We start from the raw sequence: 13406 nt of genomic DNA on the forward strand, positions 1-13406 counted from the left end.
TATCAAGGCAGTTCGACCGCTGCGCGAATACTAGACGACTAAGCCCACAGCGAATGCCGGCCCCTTCTCCCTGACAGGGCGGCAGTTCGCTGAGGAACTTAGTTCGCAGCAAGGTCAGGAAGGACCTCGACCAGCGCGCTAGTAGAGCCTAAATCGCAGAGATCACAAGCTTCCCTGAGTTCTTTGTTACCTTAAGCGAATGCCGACTGGCGAGCGGCTCAAGGTAGCCCAGGATTACCAACTTCAGTTCGGGACTTACCTGACAGTAGAGATTGACGAGCGTATTCACGTCATCACGAGAGCCGTTAGCTGCGATCAGCTCCAAGGCGCAATCTGCCAGGTTGTACGAGCTCTCTTTGGCAAGCTGCTCAAGTTCATCAATCGGCAGACCTTCGCCAGCGCGGTGCAGTGCCGCCAGTGCTCGAGCAGCTGAAATTGCACTCATGGTCTCCGAGCCCGCACCGTCGTCCAACGCGGCCCTCAAGCTGGGCCCTAGAGCGGCGCGGGCCAGAGGCATCCCGAGCTGCACACAGTCCAGGGAGATTTCCAGCCGATTCAACGGACTCTGATCTTCTCGTTCGAGCCATTTGCCCATCATATCGAGAGGAAGTGATCGCCCAAAATGGAGCTCGCGGGGCTCTAGGCTTCCGGTCCCTAAGCCCATCATTTTCATTCGATAGGTTAGACCGGTAGCAAAAGCACCGGAGATCGCCACCGTCTCCTTCGCTGACCATTCTCTGGTGGACGCCGCTGCCACAGCAAGCTCCACTACCTCTCGATCCTGCACATGACCGAGCAAACTTACGGCCATGCTCGCCACTCTCGGCTGAAGCGATCTCATTCGACCAAACAGGTCACTAAACAGTGAATGGTCCCCTCCACTAATCGCATAGAGCATAGCGACATCGCGGCATGTCCCCTCCAACTCCACGACACCCATCAAATCTCGGATACGGTGCTGCAGACCACGTTCGCGCCACTTCTCTAGGAGCTGATCGACGAGATCGATCCGCATTTCAGCATCACTGCTTCCAGAGTTGAGTATTCGAACAACGTCATAAGCACAAAGTTTTGAATGCGCCAGTGCCGCTGCAGCAGCATTCCTAGCACGGTAGCTGCCTTCTCGCATTGCAGTGATTATGAGCCCTTCTATGGAGTCATCTGGCTCACTTGACATTTTTGACCAAGCCACAAGCCTTACCGGCAAGGGAAGCCCAGTGTCCGTCGCCGCAAGATACAAGCGAGACTGATCGACATTGCTACAGTCGAGCTTCTCAATTAGGCAACTAATCGCATCTTCGTCTGTCTCAGCCAAGCTCCCCCTTCTGCACCGAGCCAGATACAGCTCGAGCGCTTCTCCGGCGAATCGATCCAGTTCACCCTGCATACTTTCAAGCTGGAAAAGGTGTTTTAGATCACCGTCGAGTAGCGAACTAAGCACCGACAGGGTCAGCTTCTTGTCGCCATTCAAGGCAACAATCGCGACTGATCCATGATAGATAAGCCAGCGGTCCCCTAGTCTCTCCCGAATCGATGCGTGAAGGGGCTTTGAGAATGCGTCAAGGATGATGCCATCCACGAGCTTTCTTGTTCTCCAGGGCCCACTTCCCCAAATGGATGCAAATCGCACCCCTAACTCATCACGACTTTCAGAAGAGATGTGCATTCCATTGGCTACACATCGCCCGAGCAGTCGCAGCGCAGTGTGGAACACGTCATCCGGTCCATCTAGCAAGCGAGCAACAAAAATCTCTGGGCTCTGATGTCGCTCGAGCGCGAATTGAATCGCCTGAGCCCAAGGGCGGCGGAAGATCAGCGAAAGGCGCCGAACAATTTCGTCCACCGACTGCGTAAGCAACTCAGCTGACGCCAGGTACTCCTGAACAATGGGGAACGGAAAGGAGAGAGTTGCGAGCCCAGTTCTTCTCAGAAGACCTCGCCGGATCAGGGCCTCGCGCGCGTTGTCGACAGCAATTTGAGGAGCAACGCTGACAACGCTTCGCTCAAAAATCTGCTTTGTTAGTCCGATTGAATCACCTTCAAGAGCTTCATACGCAGCCCGCTCAGCGATACGCCGCAAGGTGGCAACGTCTACTGACTCACGCTCGATCTTCTTGAACTCAGAAGGGCGAAAGAGCGTCTCTATGTAACCCTCTAACAGCTGACTCCGTCGAAGGTCAGAATTCTCTAGGCGGAGCACAAGCATGAGCGACAGGAAGATTGGAATTCTCGTCAACTGCGCCAGATCAGCGCGGGCCGACGCTCTTTTTAGAAGAGCTTCGCCGATAGAAGGCTCGCCCGGCCTGTAGAATTGCGCGTAAGTCTTGATGTCCTCTTCGCACAACGGCGCTAGCTCGAGCATCTCGGCCCCATCTGGTGGTGCCAGCACAGCGGGATCGCGCACGGTCATTAGCCAAGGAACCCCTTGACACGCGGCGCGATACACTTTGAATCGTTCCAACACCAAAGTACGTCTATCTGTTGAAATCTCGTCCAGCCCATCCAGGAGAACCACAAGGGAACCTGTGGCCGCAGCTGCCCTCCAGTCGATTCTTACGTCAAATGTTTGATTGACGCGTTGCTCGAGGTAATCGCCAATGGAGCAGTTCGCATCGGACAATTCCGTTGCCGGTATCACCACGGGGATCAGTCCGTCACGTGCAATCCTCGCAGCGATAGCATTGACTACGGTCGACTTACCAAACCCAGGCCCTGCAACCAGCACTGCTGCTCGAATGCCAGCGCTGGGGAAATGACGAAGATCAATCCCATCGATTGCATTGAACTCTCGCCACCCTCGGAAGTCGTCGTCGAAGTCTGGTCGACGGTCGCGGTCGTATCTAAAACATTGAGGCCAGAGAAACTCCGTCTCTCGCTGCTGGCGAAATCCTGTGCCCGGCACCTCGATGACGGCCATCTCTGCCACCATATCTCGGTAGCGAGCGAGCCCCCAGCTGGGCGCGTCAGATATTCTGACGTTCCACTCCAAGCGCAGCCGCTCACGTAGCGTAGCGCCTTCAAATCGCTGGCGTGTCTCCGAGCCAGCCCACGCCCAGCCAGCCAGGACCTCCAACATCTGCGCAGCAGGCAGACTACTTGCAGGCATCCAAAGAGGCGCGTAGTCCCTTGCGAGATCCCTGCCAGGCCAGACGCAGACATCGAGACGTTGAAACAGCTGAAAGACAGATTCTGCGGGTTCGGAAAGCACTCCGGCGATCGAGGAAGTGATTTCGCCCTGCCTGGCAGTTGCGCGGCTCAACCACTCTGCTGCATCAAGGCTATTGCTGCGAGTGGAAAGTTCCGTCAGGTCGGAAGAGAGTGCGGAGGGCTCTCCCAGCATGAGAACAAGGCGATCATCGGGAGAGAGGTCTTTGGTGAACTGCTTGTACAGATCCTGCCACAGACCATTCCACACGCTTGGGTGGCGCTGAAGACTCAGCTTTGCCTGGAAGAAGTGCTTGGAACCATCATCAAAGCGGACGACGAAGTCATCCACAGCGTCCAGAGTCTCCATCTGGACTTCAACTGGGCGGTCACGACTAGGGCGCTCTCTCGCGTCAAGCATGCGCCCCATGTAAAGCGCCGCCACCCTATCCTGGAAACGAATTCCTGCCTGCGTTGTCGGACCACCGCTTTCCGTCACTTCTCTTCTCCATGCCAAACGCTGTTTCGGTGCTCTCGACTTTCTGGAATCGCGTGGGCACTAGCTAAATTTCTGCCGCGCATGACGGGAACTGCAGTCATTGGCTGACGGATGGCCTTCCAGCGGGTGGGGCCTTCGCCCTCCAACATCCAGCGCATCAGCGGGTGAGGACAACCAATAGCAGGCCCACCACCGTCAACTTGAATTGACTGCCCCAACGCTCGATCACACCAGATGATCATCCTGGCACCAGCAGCTGGGAGCTCAGCCGCAAAGCTACTTCCGTAGTCGATCTGTCGTTTCTCGCACTAGAGAGGCCGCATCTGTTCCCATTGCACTCGCCAAAGCGATGAGTGTGGACAACGTAGGCTGGCGCAGCCCTCTCTCAAGCATCGAGATGTAGGTCCGGTCTAAATCCGCTTCCAGGGCAAGGTCTTGCTGAGAGATCTCTCGCTCGGTACGAACCGCGCGGAGAACCTCCCCGAATACTTTTTGGACAGCTTTTCCGTCGGTCGCCATTGACGACCGACGGTAGTGTCGGTGCGACTATAGTGCGACGGACTATAGTCTACAAACGCAGCCACTGGCGCTGGACTGAGCGTTGCCCTACGCCCTGCGGCCCGATCACTTCGTTACGATCAAGTTGATTCAATCAAGGAAGGCTTCATGAAAGGCACCAAGCTCGCTAGCATCTTGGCGATCTCCACGTTGCTCGCTGGCTGTGCCGGCGGCACACCGAATTGCGCAGACTCCGACACGCTGGCGATCCTGGATGAAGCCATAAAGACGGAGGTCGATAAGTACGCAGACCGCAACCGCTCTACTGCATCAGAGGGATTTCGCGTGCTCGGTGAGACCTACGAAATATCACACATCCGCACCCTTGAATACGACGAGAACATCGACAGCTATCAATGCGACGCACGCATCACATATCAGCTCAAGGAGCGCGAGCAGTCAGTGGATTTCTCGTACCGGGTCGACACCGACCAAGGCGATGGAGATGTCCTTGTTGAGTACCAGATGAAGATGCTCAAGCCTATCGTGAGCTTCTTCATTACAGGCTGACATCTCGATTCAGGAGAGACTAGGCTGACAACCTGGTCGCGGCGCTACGTCCGCCGGGCATTGCCCGGGGTTGCCAACGTCAATCCAGCCAGTCATCGCGCACGCGATTGAGCCTGGCCGCGTCTTCGAACATCGCGGCTAGGCTTTGCGTTTCAGGGTCAGGTGGGCGCCAGACAGGCGTAATCGATGGCTCGGTTGATCTGTACAAAGTACGCAGCGAGCATTTAAGGGAAAGCCGAGCCTTTAGCAAAGCTGCGGCCCAATGCTGGTCTACCTAGAGCAACAAGAGATACCGCCAAGCACGGAAAGGCCTCGGCGGTCGGCGTTCTAAGTTGGGACTAACCTCACCCAGGCTCTTGAATTGGCGCAGATCTGCCATTGCGCGTCCATCATTTCGGTCCGCCGCTTAACCGGTACGGGTGGCAGCGTTTAGATGTGGGGCACCACCGCGTGCTTGGTTGTCATCCACACCCCGCCTTTGTAAATGATCTGAACGTCACCTCTCGTATTGTTCGACGGGCTCCCTACAACCGATTCGTAGAGGTGTTCATAGTTGTATGTTGCGATCTTCCGCGGCCTTGACGTGAATAGAAGCTTGACATCGCATGGATGCACCCTGGAAAGAAAGCTTTCGAATGCTAGCGATGGACGATGCTCCGAGTCCTCCTCGTGTGACAGGAGAAGGAAACAGGGCCCCTTTTGGAACTTTAGCCCAGCCTCCAGTAGAGCGTGATAGAAGTATTTGTTATTTCCACCATGGTGAGCGACCTGAACTATAGGCAGGTATGTTTTCAGCTCATTGATAAGCTCAGGGTAGAACAGAAGATTGGATCGCGTGCTTTCAGGCTTTACAAAATCTACAAACCCCGTATCACCCGAGATCAAGACACCTTGGCCACCATGGTTGAACACCATTGAGTAGCTAAGCGCGTTAGATGGAGTAATGCTCTTCACTGGAACATGCTGCATAAGTGCAAATGCAACGTAGTGAATCGTCGGCAGCCTCTTCCAGTGCTTTTTAATCAGGCTCTTTGAGGGCCCCAGTAGAACCAGCTTGGGGAGACTTGGGATTTCAGGCACCCCAAGGAGAAACCTATTCCATCGCGGGCACCAGCAGTAAGTATCCGGCTTCCCGTCCGCAATTGACTTGAATTCAATAAAGACTCTCTTACGCTGGAGCGCTTCTACTACACGCGCCAAATGAATTGCAGTAATCGCCTGATCAGAAAGACTTTTCTCAATTCCTGCCAGCGACCTGATCTGCGGATCAGTAGCACCGCCATTGATATAGTACTCGGTCAAAGACCCAAAATGATCTGCAGCATTGCGAACCCAGTACTGCCACTTGTAGTACTCATCTTCCCCGTAATTCTTAGCAAGCATCTCGACTATGTCAGACGCAGGTGTGGGCAGGCCTTCGCCCCCGCATGCAGCGTGACTGCCGTTGGCAATGATCGCACCCGCCACGCGACTGGTCTGGCGAAAGTACGCCTCCCATTGATCAGGATTGTCCTTGCAGCGTTCCCAGTCAGGAACATCTAACTTGAGCTCGTGCTCACCGCGCTGCCAACGCGCCTGCTCGTCAGTCCGGATCTGAGCAACAGATTCTATCGTGCGCGCCTTGTGATCCAAGTACCCCCGCAATCTCTCTGGTCCGCGATCAAGATCGCGAAATGCGTTACCTAGGTAGTCACCCAGCTCCGGCTCGTCCTGCTCCTCCCATGCGACAGTGTCGTCTGCCGCTACTGGGGGCAGCCACGCCTCACGAATTTTAAAATTCTCAACAACCGGAACAAGCTGGTTGAGATGGTCACCGTCATAATGAGTACATATCAGCAGATCGATAGGATGGTACCCGTCTCCGTCTGCCAGCAGCTTCTGAAGCTTCAGAAGCACGTGATCTTTTTTGTAAGCTCCGTGGCTGCTGCCGGCATCCGCAAGGACGCGCACCGTCCTCTCTCCTACCTGGAACTGAAGCAGCATTGATGCACCAAGCTGCACTTCCAACATGTCGACCTGAATTTCGCTCACACTGCCTCCTTGAGGTATTTGCACAATTTTTCAATGCCGCATAGAGCAAGACCAAGGACGGATAGACTCCTTATTGCGCAGCGGCCATCGAGATCTGAGCTCACGCAACGGGCGTTCTTGATCGTTCTTTGCCCCCTCCCCTGCGCCGATGGGGTCAAGGCTCCAACACCCCAAGGACACGTACCTCCGCACTGTCTTCTTCTAGAGTGGTAACAAGGAGATGGCCCCCCGCGACTCTCCGCCCCACTCGCCTATTCAGCCATGCAGCCTGGAGACGTCCTGCAGTCAATACTTCCGAAAACGAGAAGCTATCATTCCTTCCCTCAAGAGGCTCTCCTGGAGAGACCATGCCACCTTTAAGTCGCTGCACCAGTGTAGGCGTGGCATTGGTGCTTTTCGCATACGCTGTTGCCTCGAACCGCTGGCCCTGAGGTGACCAACCGCCCAGCACTAGTTCCGTGTGGAGATCTCAGCCCGCAAGCCGGCTTCTAAGGCAGCCCGTTCGTAGTTCCGCCAAAGCTGGTCGATGACCAACCCCAGCTCACGCATCAGCTGCTCCATCGTGAAATCGCTTCGGAAGCTGGCCTGTAGAGAAAGCTCGTAGATCTTCAGGAAGAACTGAGTTGAGCCGCGGGTCGCTAGCACCAGATTGTGCTGCGGAATCAACAGGGCCTTCGCACCTGCAGACGTAGCGCCGGAGAGCGCATCTTCCGCGAGGGTGTCGACCGCCACTAAAAGCTGATCAGGGCGAAGCAGAACGTTGAGAATGCTCATGCAGCGCCAGGGGATGACCTATGCGAACGATCCCCCGTCCTGACCGACCTGTCTATGGCCCGCGTGCTCCTACAGAGAGACGGAGTGGTCAAATTGGAAGTCCGGACTGGTTGGCATTCCTTCCACTGGCAGACACCTCACCCATTGTCGCTTTTGGCCAATCTTGGCCCTCGGATCTGAGTGCGGGTCCTTGCCTGTGTAGCCCGACCGAATTCTTCCAGGATTCAAGTCCACCAAGCTAGGCGGCGCTCTTTGCGGCCTTTCCCGAGACCACAGCCGCGCATCAATTTGGAGGGTCGAATTGAGGTGTCTTACCTATCATGCAAACGTTGCGATCTCACTTGCGATAGCAATAGATCTCAACACTCGGCTCTTCCACATGGCAAAAGTAGACAAGCAGCAGGCTCACATCAGACCTGCGGAGTTTCATTTCTCACCCTGCGCTGCGGCCAGAACCGCAACCTTGGCGGACCTGATCGACGCGCTGAACATCGAACTCGTGAAGGAAAATGGAGAGCTGATCACGACCAGGTCGCTGAAGCGCACCTTGGAGTTCGTCAGATCCACAATCGGCGTGGATGTGTCGGGCAGGGAGCAGTCCCTACCGCTGCCAGTCCTGAAGACCATTCGCCTGCTCTTTCTGGCCGACCACAACCACTCCAAGAACGTACTGAGACTGCTATCGCCCCCGCAGCTAGAGGACTTGGCTTCGATGGAGTTCAGCACCGTTACCACCGTGCCGCGTGACACGGACGCCTACGAGCTGATCCAGACCCTGTGCGACTCGCTGGCATTGGAGATCGATCCGTCCAGATTGAGTACGCTTAAGCAAATGCTTTCTCGCAGGGATAAGCACTCCGTCGCTGAAGAGTTGCTCCTGCACGTTGAGCGAACGAACGATGAGGTCTCCCAAATCCTACATGACGCCTTCGGCGTGAAGGAGGCGCTACTGGTGAGCGCGTTCGACTCGATCTCCGAGCCGCTCGACCAGTTCCGCGTTGAGCTGATGGAAGAGATGTCCCCATCCGCTGCAGAGGCGATGTACATCTACCTTCAGACACTGCCATTCCGGCACTTCATCCAGCACTACCCCAGACACCTGGAGGAAACACGTATCCACGGTGCGATCGGAGACATCCAGGATGACGCCAATCGCTTCTGCGAATTGGCAGCCCATGGCGCCCAGTATCACCATGGACCGGCTGACCGTGTCTTCTCAATCAGTACGTTCCACTACCTGCTGCTTGAGCACTCGGAAGCGATGTGCGAGTTGGTCCAAAAGGCCACCGGCATCCCTACGACCGTCCGACAGCTTCAGGCGCACCGCGATCGCGTCAGACCGCTGCTTGTCTCGTACGCCTATCGATCGTTCGACTGTACGGATCCGGACGCCACAGTCCTGACTGTATACGACGTGGTGGCCGCGTTCTGCTCCTTCCGCTACCAACAGGAGCGTGGACAGGACTATAAGCCGTACTGGCACGGCCAGACGGATCAGGGCAAGAACCCCCAGCGTCTCTTCGATAAGGGCCTGAGCGATGCCCGGCCGTATCAGCATCAAGGCGTGATGCAGATCTATCTGAATCGTTTCTACGAGTACCAAGCCATCTTTACAGGAACGATCGGCAGCTATCAGGCATGGATGCGATACCAGATCGCGGTACTGGGCGCGTACCGCTCCGTGCTGGATCTGAAGAACATCACGGCGATCACTACCGGGCTGAACACGCTGAACTTATACTGTGTGAACCTCGCCAAAGACCTGGCCATCGACCACTATCGAATGAATCGGTAATTTCATACACCACCGGCCCTATGTATATGGAAGTGATGTGTTCGCAGCTAGCAGGGATAGAGAGACGTGAGCATTAGGAGGCGCTGTAGAACAGTGCCTATGTACAGAGTTGATACACGAGGGTGTGTCAGGTCTCCACATAGCGATACTTACAGGTTGCATGCAGGAGGCTGTAGCACGCGCACTTACCGTTTCTCTATCCTGCCGTATTCGCTAACGAATAACCCCACTCCACACAGGCCGACAAGAGCAATCTTGTCGGCCTTTTTCGTTTACGCATAGAGAAAGGGTGATACAGCAATGGCAAGCTTCCATTACAGCATCAAGAGCGGCAAGAGGGGCACCGCTCGCAGACACAGCAGCTACATCCAGCGGGAGGGCTCGCACAGCGAGCGAGAGGATTTGGTCCACGCCAGTCACGGCAACCTACCGGCATGGGCCCAGGAGGATCCCAAAGCATTCTGGAGCATGGCCGACCGCCATGAGCGTGCCAACGGCGCGGCCTATCGCGAGCATGAGATCGCACTGCCCAGCGAGCTGACCCAACCCCAACTGATTGAGCTGGCTGAGCGACTCGCTCAGCGTTTGGCCGGAACCAAACCGTACCAGTACGCACTCCATGCGCCAGAGGGCGCGCTTGGCGGTATCGAGAACCCCCACGTCCACTTGATGTGCTCGGACCGCGTTCCGGATGGAATCGAACGTACTCCAGATCGAACCTTCTCGCGCTACAACCCGACCCGTCCGAGTGAAGGCGGCTGCAGGAAGGACAGCGGGGGCAAGAGTCCGTTGGAACTGCGGCAGGACGTCACGGCCAGACGCAAGCTGGTGGCCGATACTCAGAACGAGATGCTGGCCGAGTGCGGCTACAGTGCCAGGGTGGACCACCGCAGCCTTCGGGACCAGGGACTGGAACGACGGGCAGAGCGCCACTTGGGTCCGTTGTTGGTCAAGGGGATGGCCGACGGGGAGAAGGCCCAGTACGTGGCGTATCGGGCTGGCCATGATGCCGCCACCCCGCTGGCGCCCTGTTGAACAAGGGCGACTTTGCGATTTTGTCGCAGAGTCGCTCGGGCCTCAGCCGGCCTGCAGAGGAAGAAGCGGCCTTAGCAGGGATCGAGTGAAGGCCAACGCCCTCGCCTTCACCGATCCCTGCCCCATCCTACAGGGACATCTGCATCTGGCCAAAGAAGTTGTCGGCCAGCCGCAGGTAGCACTTCCGGTCCATCGCCCCGGTCATGATCCATAGAGCACCACGCGCCTGGAGCAGGTCCAAAGCTGCAGTAAGACGGCTACGGTTCCTGACGGGACCATTGCGAAGCACGTGGTTACGCGGAACCCAGGTATCAGAGAAGGGGCCGCGCCAGATCCGGGTCTTGAGGTAGTGCGCCAGGGCCCGGGCATCGACAAGATCCTGGGGCACTACCGAGTCAGGCGAGAACAAGTGCTTGTACTCGCTCTCGTGCCACTTGACGATCTCGAACGCTCGATTGAGGGTATCGACTGAAATCGGGCCGGCCTCCTCAGCAAAGTAGTGCATCGCAGCCGCCAGCCGTGCCAGGATCTCCATTACCTTGGCGGCAAAGTCGTTGATGTCGCTCAGGTACTCACCCTGGCGAAGCAGACGCTCGGTCTCCTGCGCCAGTTCAACCCAGCGGCTCTTCGCATCGAGACTGAACTCGATCAGTTCGCGCTCGATCGATCCCGATTCGATCTGGGTCCGGTAACGCTCCAGCAGCACCCCAATCCGCTTCTGGAACGCCGGCAGATGCTCCCAGGTCGGTTCCTCTCCGCTCACCTGGCGGAAGCCCATGTTCGATTGCGGCCAGCCCACCAGGTAGCGCGCCCAGTGGCCGCTGCCTTTTGCAACCGACCCCTTTCGATCCAGGAAGGCCTTGAGCGGTTCGTGCTGGGTCATGATGCTGACCGACACCCGGGGATTCATGGCCAGCAGATTCTCGTCCGCGCGGTCGCGCATCAGCACGCCCGGGGAATCCCACAACCGGTTCAACAGCCCGAGATGAGACATCGCCTCGCTTCGGAACAGGACATGGCCTTCGTCGGTGCTGATGGCGATCGACTCCCCGTCCCCCACCAGCGCCTCGGTGATTGCTTTGCCGGTGATCTCCTGCCGCATGAAGTAGCGCAGTCGGGGTTCGGTCGGCTTGCAGCGGCCGTGTTCCAGTAGGCGAGCCTCCAGCTCGTCGCTGACCTGGCCGCGACTGACCGCCCGCGCAACTGCGCTGCGCAGACCTTTCAGCTTGGCCTCCCACGCACCCAGTTCGGCCTGGTACGCCCTCTTCTTCTCCTTATGGGTTGCCAGTGCCTTCGTGTCAGCGTCGCGAAACGGCGCAAACAGCAGCGAGGCCACGGTCGACTTGCGCTCGCCCGATTCGGCAATGATCAGCAGGTTCTGCGATACGGGCCTGATCAGGCCCGTGGGCAGCTTGACGTCGATCAGTCCCTGGCACGCCATGGAGATGGCGTTGATCAAGCTCATCCCGATCAGCGCCTCCGGTGCCTGAACGTTGCGGGAGATCTCGTAACCCGCTTCGCGCGCCACCACCAGGAAGGCGTTCAGTGGATAGCGGGGGGCAACACGGCCAAAGGTGGTGGTCATTCGGACTCCATCTGTTCGGCCGCGGGTGAGCTCAGGACGGGCTGCCCGCAACCGGAGCAGACCACGATGTCGCCCGTCTCCTGCCGGCGCACCCGCTCCGCGTTCAGCAGCTTACGGAACTGGGGCAGACTCAGCTGGTGGTCGTAGGCGGCATTGAAGCGCTCCATCGCCAAGCGCTTGCGCGTCCGCTGCATCAGGTACTGCTCCAGCACGGGGTAAGCCTGGCGGAAATCCATCTCCAGCTTGCTCTTGCCCAGGCTCAGATCCTGATCCAAGGCGTGCTGGAGGCGGTCCAGAGGAGTGTGGATGCCAGCCAGGGCGTCGACGAGACTGTTCATGCTCACAGCCCTCCCTTGTTGGCGCCAATCTTGGCGGCACGGCCCTGCAGCCAGGCGATGGCCTCGTGGGTCCAGTAGAACTTGGGGGAGTTCTCGCCGTCGTAGAGCGGCACCCCCCTGGGGAAGGTCGGGTCCTCCTTCATCAGCATATAGGCCTTGCTGCGGCCAACCGGGATCACCCGGAGCAGCTCCTTCAGGCTCAAGGCCGGGCGGTCACGCAGGCCTTCGGGGATAAGAGCGAATGCTGAGTCGGCGGGCAAAACGGTGCCACAGTCCGGCATCAGCGCCGAACGCGTCTGGATCGTGTTCATGTTGGAAACCTTCGGGTGTTGATGTGAAGGAGTCCGGCCGGATTCCCGACAGGCCGTGTGCCTGTCGGGTTCCATTTGATCCGTGTGCGGCCTGGAACAACATGCTCAAAAATTCAAGGATTCGGTTCTGGAGTCATTCCGGTGCGAACAGGTCGCAGTGATCGAGTCCTTCTGGCTCTCTAGATCAGCCCCCGACAATCGGCCTCGTCTCGGAATCGCAACCGCATGACTGAGCGCCCTGCTCTATCGCATTGATCAAGGTATGCCTATCGATGCCGCACGGCGGGCAACCACTCTTACAGGTACGACTCATCCGTAGCCTCCGGCTGCGGGATTTGGACCGGCATCTGCGCCCAACGCTGAGCTCTCTCGCGAAACTCTTGCACCGGCCCGAGGTGCACGAAGAACGCTTGTGCCTCTAGGTCCTCAGCGCTCAGTGTTGGATCAATCAGCTCGTCGCCCATATGGACAACCGAATGCGCACGAATGTAGACCCAAGGCGCATTGGCGGCGCGTTCGACCAAGAACCCTCCGACCACTTCACCCCCGTGTTCAGCTACATAGAGCGCAACATTCTCGTGACACCTCGACCTCTGCGCTGCGGAGAATGTCACGGATCGCAGAGGTGTTCCCGCAGGCTGCGTCCTCCAACGGGCGACCACGTCGTAAGCCACTTCTACGTCCCGATCTGACCAGATTGTCATGTTGGTTGCGTCTCCCAAGTTCCGGGGCTATGGTAGTGGCTGGGCGCCCGCCTAAGCTTCGGACAGCTTGAAACAGGCCGATTGACCTGCAGGACCGCACCCCTCCGTTTTCGACGACCGGA

The 13406-nt window shown here is 57.5% G+C and carries 10 protein-coding genes; 3 read left to right on the forward strand and 7 right to left on the reverse strand.

Translation table 11 applies throughout. From position 1 onward, the window contains the following. Nucleotides 1–148: 148 nt before the first annotated feature. Nucleotides 149–3643, reverse strand: a complete 3495-nt coding sequence (locus N5E02_RS01115; RefSeq protein ID WP_279945723.1) for a hypothetical protein — start codon at nt 3641–3643, stop codon at nt 149–151. Between the two features lie 666 nt (nt 3644–4309). Between N5E02_RS01115 and N5E02_RS01120 the strand changes: the two genes are divergently transcribed. Continuing rightward, nucleotides 4310–4711, forward strand: a complete 402-nt coding sequence (locus tag N5E02_RS01120; protein WP_279945724.1) for a hypothetical protein — start codon at nt 4310–4312, stop codon at nt 4709–4711. A gap of 429 nt (nt 4712–5140) precedes the next feature. Here N5E02_RS01120 and N5E02_RS01125 read toward each other — a convergent pair whose 3' ends face one another. Further along, nucleotides 5141–6742, reverse strand: coding sequence for a hypothetical protein (locus tag N5E02_RS01125; RefSeq protein WP_279945725.1), 1602 nt, complete (start codon nt 6740–6742; stop codon nt 5141–5143). A 450-nt stretch (nt 6743–7192) separates the two neighbouring features. After that, on the reverse strand, nt 7193–7516 hold the full coding sequence (locus N5E02_RS01130; RefSeq protein ID WP_279945726.1) for a hypothetical protein: 324 nt from the start codon (nt 7514–7516) through the stop codon (nt 7193–7195). Nucleotides 7517–7895: 379 nt separating this feature from the next. Between N5E02_RS01130 and N5E02_RS01135 the strand changes: the two genes are divergently transcribed. Both N5E02_RS01135 and N5E02_RS01140 read left to right on the forward strand, forming a co-directional pair. Further along, complete coding sequence (locus tag N5E02_RS01135; protein ID WP_279945727.1) at nt 7896–9311, forward strand: hypothetical protein; 1416 nt, start codon at nt 7896–7898, stop codon at nt 9309–9311. Nucleotides 9312–9611: 300 nt separating this feature from the next. Beyond that, nucleotides 9612–10346 (forward strand): MobA/MobL family protein, encoded by a 735-nt coding sequence (locus N5E02_RS01140; protein ID WP_279945728.1) that lies wholly within the window; start codon nt 9612–9614, stop codon nt 10344–10346. 127 nt (nt 10347–10473) lie between these two features. On the opposite strand, the gene N5E02_RS01145 is transcribed toward N5E02_RS01140, so the two are convergent. From N5E02_RS01145 to N5E02_RS01160, 4 genes are all read right to left on the reverse strand, one after another. After that, nucleotides 10474–11931 (reverse strand): YfjI family protein, encoded by a 1458-nt coding sequence (locus tag N5E02_RS01145; protein WP_279945729.1) that lies wholly within the window; start codon nt 11929–11931, stop codon nt 10474–10476. Further along, entirely contained in the window at nt 11928–12269 is a 342-nt protein-coding gene (locus tag N5E02_RS01150; RefSeq protein ID WP_279945730.1) for a hypothetical protein, read from the reverse strand. Before N5E02_RS01150 ends, N5E02_RS01145 begins: the two co-directional genes overlap by 4 nt. A gap of 2 nt (nt 12270–12271) precedes the next feature. Next, entirely contained in the window at nt 12272–12580 is a 309-nt protein-coding gene (locus N5E02_RS01155) for a hypothetical protein (RefSeq protein WP_279945731.1), read from the reverse strand. 296 nt (nt 12581–12876) lie between these two features. Further along, a complete protein-coding gene (locus N5E02_RS01160; RefSeq protein WP_279945732.1) occupies nt 12877–13104 on the reverse strand; it encodes a hypothetical protein in 228 nt (75 codons plus the stop codon). Nucleotides 13105–13406: the final 302 nt, after the last annotated feature.

The sequence above is a fragment of the Stenotrophomonas sp. GD03777 genome (assembly GCF_029842485.1).
GTDB lineage: Bacteria > Pseudomonadota > Gammaproteobacteria > Xanthomonadales > Xanthomonadaceae > Stenotrophomonas > Stenotrophomonas sepilia.